Source organism: Robiginitalea aurantiaca, assembly GCF_030380815.1.
Lineage (GTDB): Bacteria > Bacteroidota > Bacteroidia > Flavobacteriales > Flavobacteriaceae > Robiginitalea > Robiginitalea aurantiaca.
Genome location: NZ_JAUDUY010000012.1, coordinates 22,939 through 48,717 on the forward strand (window position 1 = coordinate 22,939; position 25,779 = coordinate 48,717).

A 25,779-nucleotide genomic window follows, 5' to 3' on the forward strand; every position below is an offset into this window, starting at 1 on the left:
GTTGTCCGCCACTACAGATGGGGACTTTTGCGTTACGTGACAAATTCAGGTTTGCTGTGTAAGATGAAAGAACTAAGCAATAAGAAGATTTGGAGAAGTATCCCTTTTTAAAAGGTTTCCTATTCATTTCAAACGCCGTTATAAGCTTTTGATTTGTTCGGCTTCGGCAGAACGTCCAATTAAAAGATTATTTCAAGAAAGCCATATCATTGTACTTGTTACAAAGATGTGGCTTTCATTTTTTTACATGCCACATACTACCGGATTCCCCGCCATGACTTGATCTCACCGGCATAAATTGTATATTTGCTCGCCTAAACTGGAAATTTCAAATGCCGACAATACGCTATACTCAAACTGATGAAGCCCCTGCACTGGCCACTGCTTCCTTCCTACCCATCATAAAAGCTTTCACCAAACCTGCCGGCATTGAAATGGAGGCCCGGGATATCTCTCTGGCCGGAAGGATATTAGCCGTTTTCCCGGAGTTCCTGAGTGAAAATCAAAGGGTTGTAAATGACCTGGAGTTTCTTGGAAAGCTTGCGAAGGAACCAGACGCCAATATCATTAAATTGCCAAACATTAGCGCTTCTATTCCCCAGTTAAAAGAGGCCATTTCTGAATTACAGGAGAAGGGTTTCCCCCTCCCGGAATATCCGGATGACCCCCGAACAGACAAAGAAAAAGACATCAGAGCCCGGTACGATCGGGTTAAGGGCAGTGCTGTAAACCCTGTCCTGAGGGAGGGCAATTCCGACAGGAGGGCCCCGAAACCGGTTAAGAGTTATGCGCGCAAGCATCCGCACTCCATGGGGGCCTGGACGGCAGATAGCAGAAGTCGCGTTGCCACCATGTCTGGGGGGGATTTCAAGTCCAATGAAAAATCTGTTACCCTGGGCGAGAACAGGAATCTTCGCATTGAATGGCGTAATCCATCAGGAGAACATAAAGTCCTGAAAGCTGAAGTGGAGGTGTCCAAAGGAGCGATTATCGATGCCAGTTTAATGGAAAAAGAAGCCCTGATCGATTTCCTGGCCGATCAAATATCCGCGGCCAGGGCCGAGGGAATACTTTTCTCCGTGCACCTGAAAGCCACGATGATGAAGGTTTCGGACCCCATTATCTTTGGCCACGTTTTACAAACCTATTTCAAGACCCTTTTTGAAACCTATGGTCCGACCCTCGATAAATTAGGGGTAAATGCAAACGAAGGCCTGGAAAGCCTCCTGGAAGCACTTCAGGGTTTGCCGGAAGCTGAGGCGCTTGCCATTCGCAATACCCTATCCCAAACAATGGAGCAGGGGCCTTCTCTGGCCATGGTAAACTCGGATAAGGGGATCACCAACCTGCACGTTCCCAGCGATATCATTATCGATGCTTCTATGCCTGCCATGATCCGGAATTCCGGCCAAATGTGGGATTCTGAGGGGAATCCTCAGGATACACTGGCGGTTATACCCGATAGCAGTTATGCGGGCATTTACGACGCAACAATTAATTTTTGCAAGCAATACGGAGCCCTGGACCCCAAAACCATGGGATCTGTCCCCAATGTGGGACTTATGGCTCAGAAGGCCGAAGAATACGGATCCCATGACAAGACCTTTGAAATTAAAGCGGAGGGCATTGTTCAGGTAATCGACAATACTTCAGGGGAAATCCTTCTGGAACACAATGTGAAGCAGGGGGATATCTGGAGGATGTGTACCGTAACCGATGCAGCCGTACAGAACTGGGTTGAACTTGCGGTACGCCGTGTTGAGGAATCAGGAACTCCAGCTGTCTTCTGGCTCGACTCAGAAAGGGCCCACGACAGGGAACTGATTAAAAAAGTAGACGCCTATTTACCTGAATCCACACGAGAACGCCTGGATATCCGGATCCTTTCCCCTGAAAAAGCTGCCTGGTATACACTAGAGCGTATCCGGGAAGGAAAAGACACCATTTCCGTTACAGGCAATGTCTTAAGAGACTACCTCACAGACCTTTTCCCCATCCTGGAAGTGGGAACGAGCGCCAAAATGCTTTCCATCGTACCCCTGATGAATGGGGGCGGTCTCTTTGAAACCGGTGCAGGAGGATCAGCACCTAAACACGTGGAACAGTTTGTTGAAGAGGGACATCTGAGGTGGGATTCCCTTGGGGAGTTTATGGCATTGGCAGTATCTCTGGACCACTGCAGCCGGAAGTATAAAAATACCCGGGCAGGGATTCTTTCAGAAACCCTGGATCTGGCAACGGAAAAATTTCTGGAGGAGAACAAATCTCCCTCCCGAAAAGTCGGGGAATTAGATACCCGTGGAAGTCATTTTTTCCTTGCGCTCTATTGGGCTCAGGCCCTGGCAGCACAGAACGAAGATGAGGTCCTAAAGAGGTATTTTCAGCAGACGGCCCAGGAGCTGACAAGGGACACCGATACCATTGTCAATGAACTACTGGACGCTCAGGGAAGACCCCAGGATATCGGAGGTTACTTTCTGCCACACCCCGAGAAAAAGGAGGCCGCCATGCGCCCCAGCCCTGCCCTAAACACCATCATAGAGCGCCTCCTGCAATCCTGAAGCCATAGGGAAGGCATTGGTAATACCGTAAATCCTGAGACGTCTGAGTCATCCGGATAAATGTTTATATTTAAAGAAAAATTGCGCTTCCCTACGATGAGGTTATACACGTTAATGTGCGTTCTGCTGATTACTTCATTTATAAATGCCCAGGGCAGATATACCTTAAGCGGTACCGTAAGCGAAGCCAATAGCAACGAAACGCTCATTGGAGTCAGCATCCTGGTTCCTGAACTCAGCACGGGAGCAGTCACAAACGAATACGGGTTTTACTCCCTTACCCTGCCTGAAGGCACTTATGAAGTTGTCGTTACCTATCTCGGTTTTCAGGACATCCGGCGCGAGGTAGTGCTCAACTCAAGTCAGCGGATCGACTTTCAAATGGAGGAAGAAGCTGAAGAACTGGACGAAGTGGTCCTTACTGAAGACGTGGAGCGCCTGGATATACGCAAGCCCCAAATGAGCGTAGCGGCACTTTCCGTAGAAACCATCAAAAGAATCCCCGTGGTTCTCGGGGAAGCCGATGTCATAAAGTCCATCATCCTGTTACCCGGGGTGACCAATGCCGGGGAAGCCTCCTCCGGGTTTAACGTCAGGGGTGGTGCAGTAGACCAGAACCTGATCCTTCTCGATGAGGCCATCATTTTTAACTCCTCCCACCTTTTCGGATTCTTTTCTGTTTTCAATCCGGATGCCATTAAAGACATCAAACTTTTCAAAGGCGGGATTCCCGCCCGTTACGGAGGAAGGGTATCTTCCGTTCTTGAAATATTTCAGAAAGAGGGGAACAGCAAGGAATTTCACATGAGTGGGGGTATCGGGGCTGTAGCGAGCAGGCTGCTTGCAGAAGGTCCCATCGTCAAGGATAAAGCCGCTTTTCTCATTGGAGGAAGGGCTTCCTACGCCCACCTTTTTACTCCCCTTTTCGATATAGACAACCGGGCGTATTTCTATGACCTGAACACCAAATTGAATTATAAGGTAGATGACCGGAACAGTCTCTTCCTTTCCGGGTATTTCGGTCGGGACTTATTTAGCATCACAGACCTTTTTGTCAACACCTATGGCAATGCAGTTATCAATTTCAGATGGAACCACATTTTTTCGGACAAACTCTTTTCCAACCTTTCGCTGATCTATTCGGATTACTACTACGGGCTGGAATTGGATTTTGTAGGGTTCGAATGGGATTCAGGAATCCAGAATTTCAACCTGAAGTATGACCTGAAGCATTACCTCAGCGATAAATTACAAGTCAATTACGGGTTAAACAGCATCTACTATGTTTTCAATCCCGGTAAAATCATCCCCAACGGCGAGGATTCAGGTATCGTAGAACAGCAGCTGATCAAAAAATACGCCAACGAAAATGCCCTCTATGTAGACGTCTCTCATGAGATTACGGATAATCTCAGCCTGGGATATGGGTTGCGGCTGAGTCAGTTCAACCGTTTGGGTCAGGATGAATTCTATGTGTATGAAGACGACAATCCTGTTGTTTTTGATCCCTTTAGCCTTGTGTACCAGGAGGCCACTCCTATAGACACGCTTCAATCGGGCCGCGGGGAAACGCTTTCAAACTTCCTGAATCTGGAACCACGGGTCTCGGTTGCCTACGCCCTGAATGACAGGACCTCTGTTAAAGCCAGCTATACGCGGATGGCCCAGTACCTGCATTTACTTTCAAATACGAGTTCCCCTACCCCACTGGATGTCTGGACGCCCAGCGGACCCTATGTGGAGCCCCAGCTACTCGACCAGTATGCCCTTGGTTTCTTCAAGAATACGAAAAATGGGGCCTTTAGTTTTGAAACTGAAGTTTTTTATAAGGAGGTTCAAAACCGGATCGATTATATCGACGGTGCAAACCTGATAGCCAACAATGCCATCGAACAGGTAATCCTCAATGGGGAAGCCCGGGCCTATGGTTGGGAATTCCTTTTGCGAAAAAATACAGGGGCCCTGACCGGATGGGTGGCGTATACACTTTCCCGATCGGAGCAGCGCACCCCCGGCCGTGACCTCAATATTGACAATGGGCGCTCCGGAGTGGAGACGGGCATCAACTTAGGCCAGTGGTACAGTACACCCTATGACAAACCGCACGACATTACGGTTGTTGCCAACTACGAGCTCAACAAAAAGTGGAGCTTTAATGCCAATTTTGTTTATCAGACAGGACAACCGACCAATTATCCTATTGGCCAGTTTCAGTTTGAAGGGCTGGTTGTGCCCTATTTTGGACTTAGGAACCAGGAACGACTGCCGGATTTTCACCGACTGGATATCGCAGCAACGCTGCGACCTAAGAACCCTTTCGGGAAGAAATTCCAGGGGGAATGGGTATTCAGTATTTACAATGTGTACAACCGGATGAATGCCGCATCTATCAATTTCCGCCAGAACCAGGATACGGGACGCAATGAAGCTGTGAGAACGTCCATATTTGGGATCGTTCCGGCCATAACGTATAATTTCAGATTCTGATCAGATGAAAAAGTGGTTTTTATACTTTCTGATTTGCGCGATACCCCTGACGGGGTGTGAGGATGTGATAGAAGTGGATACGCCTTCTGAAGATCCGAGACTGGTGGTGGAAGGCCTCTTACGGGTAGATACCACACAAAGGTGGATTCCCGTTGAGATTAAGCTTACCCAAACCTCTAACTTTTTCGGGACGATTGAACCGGTAACCGATGTGGACGAGATCATTATCATTTCCCAGGAAATAGACGAAAATGGTCTTCCGAATGGAGGCACAGGAACCTCCAGCCTGACACAACTGGACCCCGGAAGTGGGATTTATGTTCCGGATCCCTCTTTTGATCGGGATCAACGCATCCCGGTTTCCGCTGTGCTGGAGGCAAATATCGAATTTACCCTGGTGATTTCATGGCGTGGACGGCGGTATGCCGCGCAAACCCGGTACGTTCCCGCTGTCCCTATCGATACCCTGGTTCAGGGAGACAAAACCCTTTTCGAGGATGAAGAAACTGAGGTAATCGTCCGTTTTACAGATGATGAGGAACCAGGACAATACTATCTTTTTGATTTTGGTTTTGCAAATTTTCTGCCCTCTGAGGATACCTTTTACAACGGCCAGCAATTCACATTCTCCTATTTTTACGACGAGATCTTTATACCCGGTACGGCCCTCGAAATAAGCATTTTAGGTGCAGACCAGACGTTCTACAATTATATGGATCTGCTCGTAGAACAGACCGATGGGGCGCAGGGGCCATTCCAAACGCCCGTGGCCACGGCCAGGGGTAATGTTTTTGATGTTACGAACCTGGATAACGACGAGGTCGTAGACAATGCCGCCCAACCCAATACTTTTGGGCTCGGATATTTTGCCATCGTGCAGGAATTCAAATCCACACTAATTATTGAATAGCGCCATGAAACTGCGCTTTATAGCTTCCCTGACCTGTATCCTCCTGCTCTTTTCAGCCTGCGAGGATGTCATTGAAGTGGAGGTCCCAAGCGACACGCCCCGACTGCTTGTGGAAGGCCTTATACGGGTAGATGAACAGGAGGCATTTGTACCCGTCCGAATAAGTCTGAAAGAGACCAATGGTTTCTTCGAAGAGTTGCCGGTGACCCAGGCGGAAAATATGATCATCAGTATTGAACGATTTGACCCGGATGGCAACCTGATTGAGTTCCTCACCTCTTCCCTGGCGGAGGAAGCCCCGGGAACGGGAATTTACATTCCCGACCCCGATGCTACTTTTGACCAGCGGATCCCAACGGTTTTTCTCGATGAAAATGTCCGGTTCACACTTCAGTTGCGCCATAAGGGGAGGCAGTATCTGGCCCAAACCAATTATGTGCCTGTTGTGCCCATAGATTTTCTGGTACAGGGTAATGCCACCTTGTTTGAAGGGGATGAAACAGAGGTGATCGTCGCATTTACCGATCCTCCGGTAGTCCGTAATTACTATCTCTTTGATTTTGGTGCTTCCGAATTTCTGGTTACCGAAGACACTTTTTATCAGGGGCAATTCTTTCAGTTCTCTTATTTCTACGAAGATCCCATCGAAGCGGGCACGGAATTGGAAATCAGCATTCTGGGTGTGGACAAAACCTTTTATAATTATATGGATTTGCTCATCTCACAAAGCGGTAACCAACAGGGTGTTTTTCAGACCCCTGTAGCCACGGTTCGCGGTAATGTATTCGATGTGACCGACATCGACAATACAGACCGGGTAGACAACGCAGACCGTCCCGAGGTATTTCCTTTAGGCTATTTTGCCATCGTTCAGGAAAACGTCAATACGATTACCATACAGTGAACTTTATTTTTTTTCGTTTATCAGGAAGTCTTGAAGCGCCTTTGTGGTAAGTTCAGAAGCGCAATCCATATTGTACGAGAGTGGTTTTTCCGGGTCTGATACGACCAGGACATGCTTCAGTCCAAAATTGTGAAGTATCTCCGCAGGCACGTCACATTTTCCACAAACAGCCAGAACCGGGATATCCTGGGCTACCGCCATCCGCACTACCCCGTGAATTAATTTTCCCCTCAGGGTTTGATCATCAATACGACCCTCACCTGTAATGAGATAATCAACTTTACGTTCCCTAAGATAACTCCCTATCCCACTTAGGCGAAGAATGAGATCCGTTCCATTGACAAATCCGGCACGGAGAAAACAATGCAAACCAAAGGCAGCGCCTCCTGCAGCTCCGGCTCCAGGCATGTTGCCTGCTTGAATGCCAAGCTCCGCGGCAACCCTCCGGTCCAGGTTTTGAAGCCCGAGGTCCAGGGCTTTGATATCATCCGATGAAGCGCCTTTTTGGGTGGCATATACCCAAGCGGCACCTTCAGGGCCCCATAGCGGATTGTCTACATCGTTTACAGCGGTGATTTTTGTGGATTCCGGGATAATCGGCTCCTCCGGGGAAACAATACGCGCGATTCGCCCCAGGTTTGAACCCGTGGGCTCAAGTGTAAGGCCATTGGCGTCCAGGAACCGATATCCAAAAACGGTGGCAATCCCGCATCCCCCATCGTTGGTAGCGCTCCCCCCAAGGCCGACATAAATATGCCGGGCACCCCGATCCAGGGCGGCGCGAAGGAGCTGACCTGTGCCTCGGGTATGGGTCCGCAAGGGGTCGCGCTGCGAAGGGGAAAGCAACTCCATCCCCGAGGCTGCTGCCATCTCGATAAAGGCCTCCCCATTACTTTTATCGAACAAGAAAGGAGCAGATATCTGACGTCCCAGGGGATCTTCAACCGGAATATGGAATGTTTCCAGAGACCGGACCGCCCGGACGGCGTCCAGGAACCCGTCCCCCCCATCAGAAGCGGCAAAGGAGCGAATATCAGCATTGGGATAAACGGCGCGGATACCGGATTCAAGTGCCTTGCAAACCCCGGCCGCGGAGAGCGAGCCTTTAAACTTATCTGGTATCAGTGCGAATCTCATCCGTATAGGCTTGGAAGAAAGTAACTAAATATCAGAATGAGGACAAAAAACACAAGAAGCATCCATACCTCCGGTTGCTTAAAATCATCCCAGCCGGGCCGCACGGTTTCGGGCAATGGCCTTGGTGCGTTTTTCCCCGGGAAAGCCCAGCTTACCGTATAGGCTACAGCCAGGGTTATCAGGACCCCTGTAAAATTAAGCCAGATCCAGAAAATGTGAATGCCCGGATCAAAGCCGAGAATTTGCTGCATGGTTTTACTGAACGCCAGATTTACGAGTACTGCAATTACAATCCCTGCATTAATACCCCTGGTAGTGACTTTACGGGAAAACATGGCCAGGAGAAAGGTAACCAGCACAGGGCCATAGAAAACAGACCCGATCGCATTGATAATTTCGATAACGGCACTTTTGCTGCCCCCAAAAAGAAATGATGCCGCCATACAGACCCCGCCCCAGAATACTACAGCCCCTTTGGAGAGCATCATATACTTTCGGGTACTTAGCTTTTTGGATCCCCGATTGAAGAAATCCTCTACGCTTACGGCTGAAAGTGAATTTACGGTAGAACTCAGGGAGGACATGGCTGCTGAAAGGATGCCCACCATCAGAAGGCCGATAAAGCCATGAGGGAGGTATTTTGTGATAAAGATGGGGATCATCAGGTCCGCCTTGGTACCGGCTGTGGCGTATTCCTCCGGAAAATACTTTTGTGTCATCGCGCTGATTTCACTCAGAAAATCGGCATCTAATGTGACCAGCCCCCCTATGAACAGACCCACGGTACAATAAAGCAACACCACTGGGAAACGGATCAGGCCATTGGCAAGCAAAAGTTTGCGGATGGTCTTTTCATTTTTCGCACTGAGCATTCGCTGCGCCTGCGTCTGATCACATCCGTAATAGGAAACATACAGGAAAAATCCCCCGATGAGCATCGGCCAGAACCCGTATTCCTCACCCATCTCAAGACCCCAGTTAAAATCGATCACCTGAAGGCGTTCCGGGGGAAAACCTAATTCCGGCCCGCCAGATGTACTCCACAGATGCCATCCGTAGAACAGGCAGGTCAGCAAACCCGCGAAGAGGATGATCATCTGTATAGCATCTCCCCAGACTACGGCCTTCATCCCTCCCTGCCAGGAATAAACCACCGTAATTATACTGATAATGAGTATGGTATACACAAAATCAATATCCAGCACAGCTTGTAGGATAATGGCTATGGTATAGACCATTACCCCTGTTCCCAGTGCCCTGCTGATCTGAAACACCACACTTAGAATCAAGCGGGTTGAAACCCCAAAACGCCTTTCGACGAACTCATAGATACTCACAACCCCGGAACGGAAAAGGGGAGGAACGATAAAAATCATGATAAAAAGCATCGCCAGGGGTACCGCAAACTCAAAACTGAGCCATTTCATGCCACCCCCAAGTTTGAGTCCCACAAAAGCCGGAGCTGAAACAAAACTAATGGCCGAGAGTTGGGTGGCCATTGTCGAAAGGCTCAGCGGAAACCAACTCATGCTTCTACCCCCGAGAAAATAGTCGCTTGAATCCTTGTTGTCCTTAAAGAAGTAACCCATGCCCAAAAATCCGAGCAGGTAAACGGCCACAATGATATAATCCAGTGTATTCATAGGGCTTTTCTTCTGATTAAATCCAGGTAAAGGGCGGCGGACCACGAAAAATGATTGCCCCCGTATCCCCTGAAATGGCCCGGGTCCAGATCGCGTCTCGGGTCGAAATACTCGTAAAAACCACACTCTTCAAGCAGCGCCAGGGTATCCCGCCTGACATTTTCAGCCACCTTATTAAAACCATACCGGTTTAAGCCCTGATATATCAGCCAGTTCAAATTAATCCAGACCGGACCCCTCCAATACCGCTTGGGATCGAAAGACGGGCTTTCCGGGTCAAAGGAGGGACAGAGGAAATATGAAGGTCCGACTCCTGTAAAACGGCCTTTATCCAAATGTGTTTTTACGATGTCTCCGGCGGTCTCCGCATCGGGTATACCTGCCAAAAGGGGCGTGAAGGAGGAAGAAGACAGCGCATCGAGCCGCCGGTTCGCCCTCAGGTCAAAATAGACATATGCTTTGCGCTGCTCACTAAAGAGTTTTTTATGGAAATGCGCCTTAGAAAGTGCTTGCCATTTTTGCAACTGGGCTACTTCAACATCCTTTCCAATGCGTTTTCCCAGATGGATCAGGCTCTCATTGGAGCGAATCAGGAGGGAATTAAATAAGGGGTCTTGTATGAGAAAAGGGCTTTTTTCAGCTATTTGAACGTCGTCATAATCCCAGGACTTAAAAAGCTCAACAAGGTGGATGTAATGCTGGTATTCCCTGTTACTGGGTCGATTGGAGGCATCTACATGCTGGGTGTCCCTTCGGTTGAGCTCATACTCCGGAGAATCCAGGCCTTCCCAAACCGCATCCCAGACAGGGGTGTTATCCGTACCCGCCTCCCAGTTGTGGCAAATGTAAACCAGCCCTTCTTTATTAGGGTCCCTCCGGGTATAGAAATAATGATGCCAGGCATAAAGGGCGGGGAAAATCTCGTCGATAAAATCCAGAAGCGGCTCCCCGGATATTTCGTAGAGCAATTCCAATATGTATCCGAGAACCGGGGGCTGGGTAATTCCCGAAGTTCGGGCTTGGGGAGCATCCGGGCTCCGTCCGACATCCCATACTTCGGGGCCCGGAAAATAGGATTCAGCCTCATTGTGAAATACGATATGGGGCAAAAAGCCATTAGACCACTGGCCTTTCAGCAGCGACCGGAATTCGGCTTTGGCACGTTCCATATCCAGGTGCGCCCAACCCAGGGCAATAAATCCCGAGTCCCAATTCCACTGAAAAGGATACAGGCCTTTACAGGGTATGGTAAAACCATCCTGCCAGTTTCCTTCGAGCACTTCCTGGGCTAACAACTTCAGATCTGATGTCATTGTCTGTGGATAAAAGTCCAAAAGATAGCAATTCTTCCTATTTTTAGGACCTGAAAGCGAGATTCCCTTGAAAACCGATAAAGAATTACTGATCAAAGGTGTAAAACGAATGGCATATACACTTGCCCTGATGTTTACGGCCCCTGTTGTCCTTTACCAGGCCTTTAAGAACCAGGACCACCCTTGGTACCTCCCGGTCCTGATTGCAGGGGGTATTTTGGCTATTGCAGCTGTAGGGATGGGATTCTACGGAATCCGCACCCTGGTCAACGCCCTGTTCTCCCGACCAAAATAAGCGATTCTCAGCGCGCCAGAGGTTGCCTGCGACTCCCGAAGATACTATCTTTACGCCCTTATAGCACAGCATATGATAAACATCACCTTACCCGATGGCACCGTGGTAGCTCACCCAAAGGGAGTAACACCTTTGGAAGTGGCAAAAGGAATCAGTGAAGGTCTGGCCAGGAATGTGATTTCCGCCCGTTTTAACAATCGAAAAGTTGAATCGGTAACGCCTTTGGAAACCGACGGATCACTGGTCTTGTACACCTGGAATGACGAGGAGGGCAAAAAAACATTTTGGCACTCTTCTTCCCACGTTCTGGCCCAGGCACTAGAGGAGTTGTATCCCGGTATAAAGCTCACTATAGGCCCTGCCATTGATGCGGGGTTCTACTACGACGTGGATTTCATGGACCACCATATTTCCGAAAAAGACTTTCCGGCCATCGAGCAAAAGGCCATGGAAATTGCAAGGGGAAAACACGAGTTTAAAATGAGAGAGGTCTCAAAATCAGATGCGCTCTCCTATTATAAAGAACACGAAAACCCATACAAGGTTGAGTTGATTGAAAACCTGGAAGATGGGGACATCACCTTCTGTGACCACGACAGCTTTACAGATTTATGCCGTGGCGGACATATCCCCAATACGGGTCTTATCAAGGCTTTTAAAGTCCTGAATGTAGCCGGAGCCTATTGGCGGGGAGATGAAAACCGCCCACAACTTACACGGGTCTATGGGATTTCCTTTCCAAAACAGAAAGAACTCACCCAGTACCTCCACATGTTGGAGGAGGCTAAAAAGCGGGACCACAGAAAACTCGGCAAGGAGCTGGAACTATTTACCTTTTCCCAGAAAGTCGGACAGGGACTCCCCCTATGGTTGCCAAAAGGAGCAGCCTTAAGGGAACGCCTGGAGCAGTTTTTAAAAAGTGCGCAGAAGAAGGCAGGATACGAAATGGTGGTCTCTCCGCATATCGGACAAAAAGAACTTTATGTGACTTCCGGGCATTACGCCAAATACGGGGAGGACAGTTTTCAACCAATCCATACGCCCAAAGAAGACGAGGAATTCCTCCTTAAGCCCATGAATTGCCCGCACCACTGTGAAATATACAATGCAAAACCCTATAGCTACAGGGAATTACCAAAGCGTTTTGCGGAATTCGGGACCGTTTACCGTTACGAACAGAGCGGAGAATTACACGGTCTTACACGCGTGAGGGGCTTTACACAGGATGACGCCCATATTTTTTGTACACATGAGCAGCTGGATCAGGAGTTTAAGGATGTAATCGATTTATCCCTTTATGTCCTGACGTCTCTCGGTTTTGATAATTACACCGCACAAGTGTCCGTTCGGGATCCGGAAACCCCGGAAAAATATATTGGTTCAGTGGAGAATTGGGAACGGGCGGAAGCTGCGATCATCAATGCGGCCCGTGAAAAAGATCTGAATTTTGTAATCGAACCGGGAGAGGCGGCGTTTTATGGCCCCAAACTGGATTTTATGGTAAAGGATGCCCTCGGGCGGAAATGGCAGCTCGGCACCATTCAGGTGGATTACAACCTGCCAGAGCGCTTTGAGCTTACCTACAAGGGAAGCGATAATGAAATGCACCGCCCCGTAATGATACATCGCGCGCCATTCGGAAGTATGGAGCGCTTTGTAGCCCTGCTCCTGGAGCATACCGGTGGTAATTTTCCACTTTGGCTGACCCCGGATCAGGCTATTGTCTTGCCTGTTAGTGAGAAACACGAAAAATACGCTCAAAAAGTTTTAAAATCCCTGGAAAATTGCGAAATTCGCGCCCTCGTGGACGCTCGCAGCGAGACGGTAGGTAAAAAGATCCGTGAAGCGGAGATGCAAAAACTACCTTTTATGCTCATTGTTGGCGACCAGGAAATGGACCAGGGTACCATTTCAGTGCGCAGGCACGGAGGCGAAGATCTGGGTGCCATATCGGTGGAGGCATTTTCAGAATTGGTCGAAAACGAAATAAATAGTACCTTAAAAAGGTTCAAAGAAGTTTAATTAAAACCATAAAGTCATAGCAATACGAAGAAGATTCAGGCCGAGGCCCAAACGGGAAAATAAATTTCCCCACAGGATAAACGATAAAATCACGGTCTCAGAAGTACGACTGGTCGGTGAAAATGTCGAAATGGGAGTTTATCCTACCCGCAAAGCCATGGAAATGGCAGAAGAACAAGGTTTAGACCTTGTAGAGATTTCACCGAAGGCAGATCCACCAGTTTGTAAGGTAATTGATTATAAAAAGTTTCTTTACGAACAAAAGAAGCGTGACAAGGCCATGAAGGCCAAAGCCACGAAGGTTATTGTTAAGGAAATTCGGTTTGGTCCGAATACAGACGACCACGATTACGATTTTAAAAAGAAGCACGCAGAGAAATTCCTGAAGGAAGGCGCCAAGTTAAAGGCATATGTTTTTTTTAAGGGAAGATCCATTGTGTATAAGGATAAAGGGGAGATTTTACTGCTCCGCCTGGCAACGGACCTTGAAGATTTCGGAAAGGTAGAACAGATGCCAAGGCTCGAAGGAAAGCGTATGACCATGTTCATCGCTCCCAAGGCCAAAAAGTAAAAGCGAGAAAACGAATTTTAAATTTAACGAGGAAGAGATGCCCAAAATGAAGACCAAATCCAGCGCCAAAAAGCGATTTAAGCTTACGGGTTCTGGAAAGATCAAGAGAAAGCACGCTTTTAAGAGCCATATCTTGACCAAAAAGTCGAAAAAGCGAAAGCTTAAACTGACGCATTCTACATTGGTCCATACGGCTGATGAGAACAGTATCAAAGAACAACTGCGCCTTAAATAAGCCGCGATTGTATCGGTAAAATGTGTAACCCTGGAGTCAGGCTCAAAAAGTGCCCGTTAAACGGGTCGCCTGCTACAAAAAACAAACAAAAATGCCAAGATCAGTAAATTCAGTAGCTTCAAGAGCTCGTCGCAAAAAAGTGATGAAGCAAGCCAAAGGTTACTTTGGAAGACGTAAAAATGTCTGGACAGTAGCCAAAAACGCGGTAGAAAAGGCGATGGTATACGCCTACAGAGACCGTAGAACCAAGAAACGTAATTTCCGATCCCTCTGGATCACCCGGATCAATGCCGGTGCCCGTATGCACGGGATGTCTTACTCGGAATTCATGGGTAAAGTTAAGGCCAACAATATCGACCTGAACCGCAAGGTGCTCGCCGATCTGGCCATGAACCACCCGGATGCCTTTAAGGCCGTTGTAGACAAAATAAAATAAAACAGATCGTTTTCTCGCAGAAACCCCGGCCTTTGAGTGCCGGGGTTTTTTTATTCCCCCTGCAGGGTAAGCAAAAGGGTTCGCCCCCCGGCGTGGTCGCGGTGCTCACAGAGGTAGACCCCCTGCCAAATTCCCAGGTTCAGTCGGCCCTTGCTGACAGGTACCATTACCGAACTACCCATTAGTGACGCCTTTATATGTGCAGGCATATCGTCTGAACCTTCAAAGGTATGGGTGTAATACGGCTGATTCTCCGGCACCATTTCATTCATATGCGCCTCAAAATCATGACGAACCGATGCATCTGCATTTTCATTCAGGGTCAGGCTTGCCGAGGTGTGCTTTATAAAGATATGCAGGAGCCCTGCCCGAACCCGTTGTAGCTCTGGTAATTGCCGCTCAATCTCCGTGGTTACCAAATGAAACCCCCTTGGATAAGGCTGCAATCTGAATTCGCGCTGAAGCCACGTCATTATTGGAAGAAGTTTATGTTAAACCGAGTTGGAAATGTACATATAAATATAACTTTACCGCAAACACGACACGCATGGATCTTTCGCCTGTTAAACTGGTAGTCACCGATATGGACGGGACGCTATTGAATTCTCAGCACGAGGTCAGTCCCCGTTTTTTTGAGTTGTTCGAAGCCCTGAGTCGTCGTGGGGTGCGCTTCGCCGCGGCCAGCGGCAGGCAGTACGAGAGTATCGCCATAAAACTGACCCCTATTCTGGACGAGCTCGTTATAATCGCCGAAAATGGAGGCCTGGTCCGTCAACAGGGACGTGAACTGCTTTCCACTCCATTGGATGCCAAACTTAGGGACCGCGTATTGCACCGGCTTGAAGAAATCCCCGGAACCCATACCATCTTATGCGGAAAAGATACGGCTTACCTGAAACCCCCAACTCCTGAATTTGAAAACCTATTGAAAGAATACTACGGGGCGTACGAATATGTGGACTACTTAATTGGCTTCCCCGAGGAAATCATGAAGATCGCAGTTTATCATTTTGAAAGCTCGGAAGCCCATATCTATCCGAAAGTACAACCCTTTGAAGATCAGTTAAAAGTGAAGGTCTCAGGAGCGCATTGGGTAGATATTTCAGACCCTCTGGCACATAAAGGTCACGCCCTGAAACTCGTTCAGGAACACCTGGGGATTCCGCCGGAAGCTACCATGGTTTTCGGGGATTACAACAACGATCTGGAGATGCTCGGGCAGGCATTTTACAGTTTCGCCATGGCCAATGCCCATCCGAATGTGCTGAAAACGGCCCGCTTTCGCACAGAGAGCAATGATAAGGGCGGGGTGGAAACCATCCTCAGTACCCTATTGCAGCAACTCGGTTAAGTTTTTTGTTTCTTTTTCCGCGCCGCAGGAAAGAGGATATTGTTGAGAATCAGTCGGTAGCCCGGAGAGTTTGGGTGCAGTTCCAATTCCGTTTTCGGGTCTCCAACACGGTGCTGGTAGTCCTCCGGATCGTGACCTCCGTAAAAAGTAAAGAATCCTTTCCCCTTAATTCCATGGATGTAACGGGCCTCCCCGTTTAGCCGGTTTTCACCGAGTACCAGGACAGTGGGTTTCACCTCGGAAGGGGCAAATGCAGTCGTTTGTCCCATAAAACCTTTTACCAGGGCCGTATGGTTCTGACAGAGCATTGTAGGGACAGGATCCCATTTGGCAGAAAAATCCATAAGTGTGAAATAATCGGATTCCCGGGGAATGTCTTCTCGTTTATTGGTCATGTCAATTGAGGAGAACTCATAACGCCTTGGGTTGCGTTCCAGAATAAAATCCGTAAAGGCAAAAGTTTTTCGGTAATCCAGCTGTTGCTGATAATTGGGGTCCGACGGATCCCCGTCGAACATGGGTTCACAAATATCGACCCCTTCTGCAGCCAGTGCAATATCAAAACTATCTGTGGCCGAGCACATGGCAAACATAAACCCGCCGCCAATAACGTAATTGCGTATCTTCTGGGCCACGGCCGATTTCTCTTCTGAGACCTTACCGTATCCCAACCGGGTGGCCAGGGCCTCGGCCTCCTTTTTACCCTCTATGTACCATGGCGCAGTCCTGTACGCTCCATAAAATTTACCGTATTGCCCGGTAAAATCTTCATGATGCAAGTGCAGCCAGTCGTAAATGGCCAGTTTATCATCGAGTACTTCTTCGTCGTAAAGGGTTACATATGGAATCTCTGCATAGGCAAGCACCATAGTCACGGCGTCGTCCCAGGGCTGGTTCCCCTTGGGGGAATAAACCGCGATCTTCGGAGCCTTCTCCAGGATTACGGCTTCCATATTCTGGGACGGGCTTGCAATGGTCTCAAGTATTTCTGTTGCCTGAGGGTCCGAAAGGACTTCAAAGGACACACCCCGGATTCGGCACTCATTGCGAATAGCCTCTCCATCCGGAATCAAAAAGGAGCCACCCCTGTAATTGAGCAACCACTGAACTTTTTGTTGTTTCGTCAAGACCCAGTAGGTTATGCCATAGGCTTTCAGGTGGTTTTCCTGTCCTTCGGCATCCATGGGTATCAGGATTACGGAGGCGCGCATGGCAAATTGCCCTAACAGAAATGCTAAAAAAAAGAGAGCACAGAAAGCAGTAAAGGAACGGGGTTGGGATTTTGGCTTAGAATGGTACATCATCATCCGGATCTGCCCCGGGCAAATCGTTCATAGAGCTGCCAAAGGCCTGTTCGGCATCGGGAAGATTCCGGGTTATAAACGGATTTTCTCCTTCTGCATTCATTTTAGATTGAAACTCAAATGGAGAGTCAAAGTCATCCAAATTATCGAATTTACCCAGATTGGCAATGAACTTTAACCGAATATTATCTAATCCGCCATTCCGGTGTTTGGCTACGATGAACTCCGCCTGCCCCTGGGTAGGGGTGCGCTCCTCATCATCCCACTCATCGATTTTATAGTACTCGGGTCTGTAGATAAAGGAGACGATATCCGCATCCTGCTCAATCGCTCCGGATTCCCGAAGGTCTGATAGGATTGGGCGTTTGCTGCCACCTCTTGTTTCCACGGCCCTCGATAACTGGGACAGCGCTATAACCGGCACATCCAATTCTTTTGCCAGGGCTTTCAGGTTTCTCGAGATCATGGATATCTCCTGTTCCCGATTCCCGCCTTTCTGACTGGCTCCCGAAGTCATCAACTGGAGGTAATCCAGCACAATCAGCCTGATTTTATGCTGAGACGCCAATCGGCGTGCCTTGGCCCGAAGGTCAAAAATGGAAAGGGAGGGCGTATCGTCAATAAACAAAGGCGCTTTTTCAAGGGTCTTCACCTTAACGTTGAGCTGTTCCCATTCGTGCTTTTCAAGCCGTCCCGTTCTCAATTTTTCTGAGGAAAGGCCGGTTTCTGAAGAAATCAGTCGGGTAATTAGTTGAACGGAAGACATTTCAAGGGAGAAAAACGCAACGGGGATATTCGCATTAACTGCGATATTCCTGGCCATGGATAAGGTAAGTGCGGTTTTACCCATCCCTGGGCGGGCTGCAATAATTATGAGGTCACTGGGCTGCCAGCCCGAAGTGAGCCGATCCACCTTGTCAAAACCAGAGGGGATCCCGCTAAGGCCTTCCTTATTTGAGATTTCCTCGATTTTCTTCTTCGCCTGAATCACGAGATTCTGTGCGGTTTCAGCTGAGCGTTTGAGGTTGCCCTGGGTTACTTCGTAAAGTTTCGATTCCGCATTGTCCAACAGGTCAAAAACATCCGTAGCCTCGTCATAGGCTTCCTCGATTATCTCACTGGATATCTTGATCAGGCTGCGCTGAATGTACTTCTGGAGGATAATGCGCGCATGGAATTCAATATGGGCCGAAGAGGCCACTTTCTGGGTGAGTTTTATCAGATAAAAGTCTCCTCCGGCCGCCTCGAGCTTGCCATCCGTTTTTAACTGGGCAGAAACGGTTAATAAATCGACCGGCTGAGAAGATTCAAACAACTTGAAGATGGCTTCGTAAATGAAACGATGGCCCTCTTTGTAGAAGACATCGGGGTGCAAAATATCGATCACCTCATCGACCCCTTTTTTATCAATCATCATCGCTCCGAGTACAACCTCCTCTAAATCAACAGCTTGTGGCGGTATTTTACCTTTCTCCAGGGGAATTATTCCCGGAGTGCCGATTTTTCGACCCATTATCGCCCTTGATTTTTCCATAGCTCCAAAAGTAGATAATTAACATTAAGTTAATCCTGAGTGTCCGGTTGGGATATTAACCGTTCATTCACAATACTACTGTTAATAAGTTACAACTTTCTGTTGATAACAAAAAAAACCGGAGGTATTTCCTCCGGATTATTTCTAAATCATTCGTTACAAAAGGTTTACCCCTTAAAGACCCCCATCCCGGTGTACTTTTCCATGCGTTTGGCAATCAATTCCTTTGGTGATAACTTTTCAAGTGCCTGAAAATGCTTTGCAATTTTATCCCGTACAATCTCGAAAGTTTTCTCCCGGTTGGCATGAGCACCTCCTGCGGGTTCCCTGACGATCTCATCGATCAATTTTAGTTTCTTCATGTCCGTGGCCGTAAGCTTTAACGCATCGGCGGCCTGCTCCTTATACTCCCAGCTCCTCCAGAGAATGGACGAACAGGATTCAGGTGAAATAACGGAGTACCAGGTGTTCTCCAGCATCAGCACGGTATCCCCTACTCCAATACCCAAAGCACCTCCTGAGGCACCCTCCCCGATGATCACTACGATGATCGGTACTTTCAAACGGGTCATTTCAAGGATATTCCTCGCGATGGCCTCGCCCTGACCGCGCTCTTCGGCTTCAATTCCGGGATATGCCCCGGGAGTATCGATAAAACAGACAACCGGAATTCCGAATTTCTCTGCCGAACGCATTAATCGGAGCGCTTTGCGATACCCTTCGGGATTCGCCATTCCGAAATTGCGGTATTGACGGGTTTTGGTGTTGTATCCTTTTTGCTGGCCGATAAACATATAGGACTGATCTCCAATCTTACCCAATCCCCCTATCATGGCTTTGTCATCCTTTACGGTCCGGTCTCCGTGTAACTCCAGAAAGGTATCTCCGCAAATCGCGCGAATATAATCCAGCGTGTAGGGTCGGTTGGGGTGGCGTGAGAGCTGTACCCGTTGCCATGCGGTCAGGTTCTTGTAGATCTCCTTTCGGGTCTCTGCGAGCTTTATCTCAATTTGCTTACAGGTTTCCGTGACATCCACATCGCTTTCCTCCCCGATCAGCGCACATTTTTCGAGCTGTTCCTCCAGTTCCTTGATGGGCAATTCAAAATCCAGGTATTCCATGGACAGTATAAAATTTTGGATGATTGGTACGGGCAAAGATAAACTATATTGGAAAACAGTCTACCCCCCTGAGGTTCCAAAAATGTGAATTATCAACGTTTTGCCTGTTGCAAAAGGTAAAAACCGATTATTCCAAAGAATAGATTCGGGAGCAGGACGGCAAGCAGGGGTGGGAATCCGGATTGCTCAGCAAGTGTACTAAATACCTTGTCCATAAAGATGTAAATAAAGGCGACACCGATCCCGAAGGCCAGATTGGCACCCATGCCACCCCGTCGTTTGGCCGACGACACCGCGACCCCAATAATGGTCAGGACAAAGGCGGTTATCGGCAGGGCCCAGCGCTTGTACAATACCATGATATAGGTGTTGACATTCGAGGCTCCCTTGCGTTTTTGCACCCGGATAAACTCATTGAGCTCAAAAAGATTTTTGGTCTCCCCAATGTAGGAAACGGGTGTAAGGTCATCTATTTGAAAGGCAAACAGGGTATCGAGCCTGCGCCTGGTGACCACTTCTTCCGTATCCCCCCTGAGGTTCCTTCGGGTATACGATGTCAGGCGGTAGACGCTGTCTGCAGGTACCCACCGAATGTTGGCAGAACTAATTTTGTACTCCAGGGTACCGTCTTCAGAAAAATGTTCATAGGTGAAGTTGTACCCGATTTGCCGCTCCGGATCAAAAGAACTCACATAGATGTAATCCCGGTCACCGAGCTGATTAAAAATATTGCTGGTCACCCGATCCTGATTTTTCTTCTTCAGGTATTTGAATTTGAATTCATTATACCCTGCACTGGCCGCGGGCACAATAAACATTCCCATAATAAACATGATAATGGCAATGATGGTGGCACCGATCCAATAGGGCCGTAAAAACCTTCCAAACGAAACCCCCGACGAGAGGATGGCCACAATTTCGGTATTGTTGGCCATTTTTGAGGTAAAGAAAATAATGGCGAGAAACAGGAAGATCGGAAAGAGCAGGTGCCCGATGTAAATGGTGAAATTCACATAGTAGATGATAATTTCCATCAGGGGCGCTTCGTTGTCGATCATTTTACCGATCTGCTCAGCCAGATTCAGCATAATCCCAATGGGCACGAAGAGCAGGAGCATCAACCCGAAAGTGAGCAGGTATTTCTTGAGGATATACCGGTCAATGATACCCATATGGCTAGAGTCTTTTATCCATTTGAACCACCATTTTATCCTTCCAGGGTCCGAAGGTCCCATCGAGAATTCGCCTCCGTGCTTCCCTAACGAGCCACAGGTAGAACCCAAGATTGTGCAGGGTGGCGATTTGCTTTCCAAGATACTCATTTGCCGCGAAGAGGTGTCTGAGGTACGCCCGTGAATATTCGCGGTCAGCAAATGTCAGCCCCATGGGGTCGAGGGGCGAAAAGTCTGTGGCCCATTTGCGGTTTTTAATATTTATGGTACCCTCTGAGGTAAATAACATCCCATTTCTGGCATTGCGCGTAGGCATTACGCAATCGAACATGTCTACCCCCAGGGCGATGTTCTCAAGAATATTAATGGGTGTCCCGACCCCCATTAAGTAACGGGGTTTATCTTCAGGAAGGATCCTGCATACCTCATCAGCCATTGCGTAGAGTTCTTCGGCCGGTTCTCCAACCGAAAGTCCTCCAATAGCATTTCCCACCGCATCGGCACCCGCGATATACTCAGCAGACTGCCGGCGCAAATCCGGATAGACCGAACCCTGGACTATCGGGAAAAAAGATTGTTCGTAACCATATTTTGGAGGCGCCTTTTTAAGGTGTTCTATGCAGCGATCGAGCCAGCGATGGGTCATGTGCATACTGCGCTCCGCATAGGCGTAATCACAAGGGTAGGGTGTACATTCATCAAATGCCATGATGATGTCAGCCCCGATACTCCGCTGCAATTCCATCACGCGCTCCGGCGTAAAAACATGAAGAGACCCATCAATATGGGATTTAAATTTAACGCCTTCCTCCCGGATCTTGCGATTCGCTGAAAGCGAATACACCTGATAGCCTCCGCTGTCTGTGAGGATTGCCCTGTCCCATCCCATAAAAGCATGCAGACCCCCTGCGGCCTCGAGAATCTCCATCCCCGGGCGTAAAAACAGGTGGTAGGTATTGCCCAGGATAATGTCGGGATCGATCTCCTCCCTAAGCTCCTTCTGATGGATGCCTTTAACAGAGGCCACAGTCCCCACGGGCATAAATATGGGGGTGTGGACAGTTCCGTGGGCGGTCTCAAAGCGGCCTGCCCGGGCACGGGTTGCCGGATCGGTATGTTCTAGGGTAAAGTGCATGTCAGGCGGGGTCAAAGATACACAACTCCCCTTCATTCCCTCCTAAAGATATCCTTAAAGTTCACCCTTTAAAACCGTTGATAAATTGTAATAACAATGGTTGTTCAGGCAGAAGAATGCCCTTACTTTTGGGGAACCAAAAAAACATATAATGTCGGAAATACAGGATTTGGAAGCGTTATCAACCCAGGTGCGCAGAGATATCGTCCGGATGGTGCACAAGGTGAACTCCGGTCACCCCGGGGGTTCTCTGGGATGCACGGAATTCTTTGTAGCCCTGTTCAACAAGGTCATGAATCTTAAGGACACATTTGATATGGATGGGATTGGAGAGGACATGTTTTTTCTCTCCAACGGGCACATCTCACCCGTGTATTACAGCGTACTGGCACGGAGGGGCTACTTCCCCGTGGCGGAGCTCAGTACCTTCCGACTGATCAACTCCCGACTCCAGGGACACCCGGCTACCCACGAGGGTCTTCCGGGGATCCGGATTGCATCCGGATCTCTGGGTCAGGGCATGTCCGTGGCCATTGGCGCAGCCCTGGCTAAAAAGCTCAACGACGATCCGCATCTGATTTACAGCCTCCACGGGGATGGTGAATTACAGGAGGGTCAGATCTGGGAAGCCGTTATGTTTGCCGCAGGGCGTAAAATCGATAACCTGATCGCCACCATCGACCGGAATGGACAGCAGATTGACGGGCCTACAGAAGAGGTCATGCCCCTGGGAGATGTAAAAACCAAATTTGAAGCTTTTGGCTGGGATGTGCTTTCCCTAGAAGATGGCAATAACATCGAGGCGGTAATCCGGACCTTGGAAGCTGCCAAATCGCGAACCGGGAAAGGTAAACCCGTTGCCGTAATCATGGAAACCGTAATGGGGAATGGCGTTGATTTTATGATGCATACTCACGCCTGGCACGGGAAGGCTCCCAATGACGAGCAACTCGAAATCGCCCTAATACAAAACCCGGAAACCCTTGGGGATTACTAATTTCTTAAAAGCAGAAGACCGATGAATAAATATACGGATCAGGGAAAAAAAGATACACGAAGTGGTTTTGGAGCCGGGCTTGCAGAATTGGGTCGGACCAACCCGAAGGTAGTTGCCTTATGCGCAGACCTTGTAGGATCCCTCAAAATGGATGAATTTATAGCGGAAAACCCGGATCGATTTTTCCAGGTGGGGATCGCAGAGGCCAATATGATGGGGATTGCCGCAGGATTGACCCTTGGGGGGTATATCCCTTTTACAGGAACCTTTGCAAACTTCTCCACAGGACGCGTTTATGACCAGATTCGGCAATCCATCGCCTATTCGGAAAAAAACGTCAAAATATGTGCCTCCCACGCAGGGGTAACCCTCGGTGAGGACGGAGCCACACACCAGATTCTGGAAGACATCGGGCTGATGAAAATGCTACCGGGGATGACGGTGATCAATCCATGTGATTACAACCAGACCAAGGCCGCCACACTGGCAATTGCGAAACACCAGGGACCGGTGTACCTCAGGTTTGGAAGGCCTAAGGTGGCAAACTTTACACCCGTGGATCAGGAATTTGAAATTGGAAAAGCGCTCATGCTTCAGGAAGGCACAGATGTCACCATCCTGGCCACGGGCCACTTGGTCTGGGAAGCGCTGGTCGCCGCCGAAAACCTTGCAAATCAGGGGATATCTGCCGAGGTGATCGATATCCATACGATTAAACCTATCGATGCTGAGGCCATTGTAAGCTCCGCCAAGAAAACAGGATGTGTGGTGTCGGCAGAGGAACACAATTATCTGGGAGGTTTAGGCGAAAGCGTAGCCCGGGTCCTGTCCATGCACCATCCTACCCCCCAGGAATTCATCGCCACTCAGGACACTTTTGGGGAAAGCGGCACGCCAGAACAGCTGATGGAAAAGTACGGTTTGAATACTAAGGCTATCGAAAGGGCCGTTTTCAAAGTAATAGAACGCAAGGGTTGATCCATTATGGATGGCCCGTTAAAATGAACACATTATGAAAAACATTTTTATCACAGCCCTCATGCTTTTCGGATGTCTCACCTATGCCCAAAGCGGCGGTTCGGGGTTCGGACTCAAAGCAGGATTAAACTTTAGCGGGACCGGAGACCTTAAGATCAACGAGGTCCCGGACATAAGTTCGGATGCTAAATTGGGCTATCACGTCGGGGTTTGGGGACGCTTTGGTGGGCGCGCCTATGTGCGTCCTGAGCTGGTCTTCACCCAGGTAAATTCCTCCTACGATGGAGATGGTTCAAACAGGGATTTCAAAATGCAAAAACTGGACCTCCCTGTCCTTTTTGGCCACAGGTTTCTGAAAATTTTCCACGGCTTTATCGGACCGGCCTTCCAATACGTCCTTAAGACCGATCTTGAAAATATCGATATCAGTGATGTTGAAAACGAATTTACGGTTGGCTTTCAGATTGGAGGGGGTTTAAACCTGGGAAATTTCGGGATTGACTTAAGGTTTGAACGCGGTTTCAGCCCGAATTACGTAGACCTGATTGAGGAAAATATTGAGGGTGTACGCCTGGACACGCGCCCCACCCAATGGATTCTGGGACTCTCCTATAAATTCTAAAGGGAATCGTTCTCGATTGGTTAGGATTCCGGGTAGGTGTTATCCAGATAGTCGGGTGTACCATTTCCATTGGAATCCGGAAATTCAAGCGTACCGTCTGGTAGAATGATGATCTCATCGCGCGTCGGAACTTCATCTCCGTCGTCATCCGGATCCAGGAAATTCACCCGTAAGACCCCTCCGATTGTTTCGCGTTCCTGTTGTTCGTTTGTGTTGTCGTTGTAGAGATATCCGTCACCATTGAGGTCCTCCTGAATGGAAGGTATCCCATCGCCATCGTGATCGGTTTCCTCAAGGGAAAAAAGCTCCACGAAAAATATCAGGGAACTGTAGTTCGGGATCGCATTGGTAGGGGCTGCATTGAAATACCCCAATCCCGAAGGCATTACGATCATCCCTACCCCACCATCGATGGAAGTCACGGTACCATCTGGGTTGGATGTGATGCCACTCGAAGCTTTAAAAAAGGGCATGCCTTCCGCAAAGCCCCTGGCTCCCTGAAGGGGCCCCTGTATACGTGCGAGATCGAACCAGATGGGCTGTTCAAAAGAACCGTCGAAGTCGCGGTTATCCAAAAGTCTTCCCCTGTAGGTAAGAAAGGTGGAGTCCGCTACAGTCGGGGAACTGTCCATCCCTTCTCTGGCGATCAGGTAATAGAGCGTATGGACTACATCTGGCTGGTCAGTAAGTCCTAATTCACCGCTGGTTACATTTATCTGAACCGTTTCTACCTGGTCGATCAGCGGGATCTTTCCGGCATTTTCACCCGCAAGGGTATCGATGAACATTTTGAAATTAAACCCGGCAGGAGGATTCTCAAATTCCTCGTAATTGTAGAAATGCGTTTGCAGATACTCTCGTATCTCGGCGTCATTTTCAATCGCCACTTCATCCAAATCTCTGGGGGGTACTACTTCCACGTCAATTCCATCGTCGTTACCACATCCGACCAGCAATCCGGTTCCAATGAACAACACGCATAAACGCTTCCACATCATAGCCTTTCTATTAAAGGCCGCAAGATACAATTTTCCCCTATTTTTGCGAATCC

23 protein-coding genes are annotated in these 25,779 nt (G+C 48.7%); 13 read left to right on the forward strand and 10 right to left on the reverse strand.

The window, feature by feature from the left end; translation table 11 throughout:
• Nucleotides 1-332 precede the first annotated feature (332 nt).
• The 4 genes from QU605_RS14240 to QU605_RS14255 all read left to right on the forward strand — a co-directional run bounded on the left by QU605_RS14240 (nt 333) and on the right by QU605_RS14255 (nt 6,862).
• Entirely contained in the window at nt 333-2,561 is a 2,229-nt protein-coding gene (locus QU605_RS14240) for an NADP-dependent isocitrate dehydrogenase (protein ID WP_289725997.1), read from the forward strand.
• A gap of 96 nt (nt 2,562-2,657) precedes the next feature.
• On the forward strand, nt 2,658-5,048 hold the full coding sequence (locus QU605_RS14245; protein WP_289725998.1) for a TonB-dependent receptor: 2,391 nt from the start codon (nt 2,658-2,660) through the stop codon (nt 5,046-5,048).
• Nucleotides 5,049-5,052: 4 nt separating this feature from the next.
• Nucleotides 5,053-5,958 carry a DUF4249 family protein gene (locus QU605_RS14250; RefSeq protein ID WP_289725999.1) on the forward strand — a complete coding sequence of 302 codons (906 nt, stop codon included), beginning with the start codon at nt 5,053-5,055 and terminating at the stop codon, nt 5,956-5,958.
• A 4-nt stretch (nt 5,959-5,962) separates the two neighbouring features.
• Entirely contained in the window at nt 5,963-6,862 is a 900-nt protein-coding gene (locus QU605_RS14255; RefSeq protein WP_289726000.1) for a DUF4249 family protein, read from the forward strand.
• A gap of 3 nt (nt 6,863-6,865) precedes the next feature.
• Here QU605_RS14255 and QU605_RS14260 read toward each other — a convergent pair whose 3' ends face one another.
• From QU605_RS14260 to QU605_RS14270, 3 genes are read right to left on the reverse strand one after another with little or no spacing between them, the layout of a single operon-like run.
• The gene (locus QU605_RS14260; RefSeq protein WP_289726001.1) at nt 6,866-7,999 is read right to left on the reverse strand and encodes a glycerate kinase; all 1,134 of its coding nucleotides are present in this window, start codon (nt 7,997-7,999) and stop codon (nt 6,866-6,868) included.
• Nucleotides 7,996-9,642 (reverse strand): sodium:solute symporter family transporter, encoded by a 1,647-nt coding sequence (locus tag QU605_RS14265; RefSeq protein WP_289726002.1) that lies wholly within the window; start codon nt 9,640-9,642, stop codon nt 7,996-7,998. The genes QU605_RS14260 and QU605_RS14265 overlap by 4 nt, the downstream gene beginning before the upstream one ends.
• Nucleotides 9,639-10,955, reverse strand: a complete 1,317-nt coding sequence (locus tag QU605_RS14270) for an amylo-alpha-1,6-glucosidase (protein WP_289726003.1) — start codon at nt 10,953-10,955, stop codon at nt 9,639-9,641. Before QU605_RS14270 ends, QU605_RS14265 begins: the two co-directional genes overlap by 4 nt.
• Before the next feature lie 67 nt (nt 10,956-11,022).
• Between QU605_RS14270 and QU605_RS14275 the strand changes: the two genes are divergently transcribed.
• From QU605_RS14275 to rplT, 5 genes are all read left to right on the forward strand, one after another.
• Entirely contained in the window at nt 11,023-11,250 is a 228-nt protein-coding gene (locus QU605_RS14275) for a DUF6095 family protein (protein ID WP_289726004.1), read from the forward strand.
• Nucleotides 11,251-11,322: 72 nt separating this feature from the next.
• A complete protein-coding gene (gene thrS, locus QU605_RS14280; protein WP_289726005.1) occupies nt 11,323-13,272 on the forward strand; it encodes a threonine--tRNA ligase in 1,950 nt (649 codons plus the stop codon).
• A 76-nt stretch (nt 13,273-13,348) separates the two neighbouring features.
• Nucleotides 13,349-13,843 (forward strand): translation initiation factor IF-3, encoded by a 495-nt coding sequence (gene infC, locus QU605_RS14285; RefSeq protein WP_289726047.1) that lies wholly within the window; start codon nt 13,349-13,351, stop codon nt 13,841-13,843.
• Between the two features lie 37 nt (nt 13,844-13,880).
• Nucleotides 13,881-14,078 (forward strand): 50S ribosomal protein L35, encoded by a 198-nt coding sequence (rpmI, locus tag QU605_RS14290; RefSeq protein ID WP_289726006.1) that lies wholly within the window; start codon nt 13,881-13,883, stop codon nt 14,076-14,078.
• Nucleotides 14,079-14,169: 91 nt separating this feature from the next.
• Entirely contained in the window at nt 14,170-14,514 is a 345-nt protein-coding gene (gene rplT, locus QU605_RS14295; RefSeq protein WP_289726007.1) for a 50S ribosomal protein L20, read from the forward strand.
• 50 nt (nt 14,515-14,564) lie between these two features.
• On the opposite strand, the gene QU605_RS14300 is transcribed toward rplT, so the two are convergent.
• Entirely contained in the window at nt 14,565-14,987 is a 423-nt protein-coding gene (locus tag QU605_RS14300; RefSeq protein WP_289726008.1) for a secondary thiamine-phosphate synthase enzyme YjbQ, read from the reverse strand.
• A gap of 74 nt (nt 14,988-15,061) precedes the next feature.
• Here QU605_RS14300 and QU605_RS14305 point away from each other — a divergent pair, with 74 nt between their 5' ends.
• On the forward strand, nt 15,062-15,865 hold the full coding sequence (locus QU605_RS14305) for an HAD family hydrolase (protein WP_289726009.1): 804 nt from the start codon (nt 15,062-15,064) through the stop codon (nt 15,863-15,865).
• Here the strand turns inward: QU605_RS14305 and QU605_RS14310 are convergent.
• The 5 genes from QU605_RS14310 to tgt form a co-directional block, all read right to left on the reverse strand.
• Nucleotides 15,862-17,076 (reverse strand): asparagine synthetase B, encoded by a 1,215-nt coding sequence (locus QU605_RS14310; protein WP_289726010.1) that lies wholly within the window; start codon nt 17,074-17,076, stop codon nt 15,862-15,864. The two genes, QU605_RS14305 and QU605_RS14310, sit on opposite strands and share 4 nt — an antisense overlap.
• A gap of 76 nt (nt 17,077-17,152) precedes the next feature.
• Nucleotides 17,153-18,703, reverse strand: coding sequence for a replicative DNA helicase (dnaB, locus tag QU605_RS14315; protein ID WP_289726011.1), 1,551 nt, complete (start codon nt 18,701-18,703; stop codon nt 17,153-17,155).
• A 167-nt stretch (nt 18,704-18,870) separates the two neighbouring features.
• Nucleotides 18,871-19,824, reverse strand: coding sequence for an acetyl-CoA carboxylase carboxyltransferase subunit alpha (locus QU605_RS14320; RefSeq protein ID WP_289726012.1), 954 nt, complete (start codon nt 19,822-19,824; stop codon nt 18,871-18,873).
• A 92-nt stretch (nt 19,825-19,916) separates the two neighbouring features.
• The gene (locus QU605_RS14325) at nt 19,917-20,996 is read right to left on the reverse strand and encodes an LptF/LptG family permease (RefSeq protein ID WP_289726013.1); all 1,080 of its coding nucleotides are present in this window, start codon (nt 20,994-20,996) and stop codon (nt 19,917-19,919) included.
• Between the two features lie 4 nt (nt 20,997-21,000).
• Entirely contained in the window at nt 21,001-22,131 is a 1,131-nt protein-coding gene (gene tgt, locus QU605_RS14330; protein ID WP_289726014.1) for a tRNA guanosine(34) transglycosylase Tgt, read from the reverse strand.
• A gap of 151 nt (nt 22,132-22,282) precedes the next feature.
• Here tgt and QU605_RS14335 point away from each other — a divergent pair, with 151 nt between their 5' ends.
• The 3 genes from QU605_RS14335 to QU605_RS14345 are packed head-to-tail and all read left to right on the forward strand — an operon-like array spanning nt 22,283 to nt 24,728.
• Entirely contained in the window at nt 22,283-23,128 is an 846-nt protein-coding gene (locus tag QU605_RS14335; RefSeq protein WP_289726015.1) for a transketolase, read from the forward strand.
• A 21-nt stretch (nt 23,129-23,149) separates the two neighbouring features.
• Entirely contained in the window at nt 23,150-24,106 is a 957-nt protein-coding gene (locus tag QU605_RS14340) for a transketolase family protein (RefSeq protein WP_289726016.1), read from the forward strand.
• Between the two features lie 34 nt (nt 24,107-24,140).
• On the forward strand, nt 24,141-24,728 hold the full coding sequence (locus QU605_RS14345) for an outer membrane beta-barrel protein (protein ID WP_289726017.1): 588 nt from the start codon (nt 24,141-24,143) through the stop codon (nt 24,726-24,728).
• A gap of 20 nt (nt 24,729-24,748) precedes the next feature.
• Here QU605_RS14345 and QU605_RS14350 read toward each other — a convergent pair whose 3' ends face one another.
• A complete protein-coding gene (locus QU605_RS14350; protein ID WP_289726018.1) occupies nt 24,749-25,726 on the reverse strand; it encodes an FKBP-type peptidyl-prolyl cis-trans isomerase in 978 nt (325 codons plus the stop codon).
• Between the last annotated feature and the right edge of the window lie 53 nt (nt 25,727-25,779).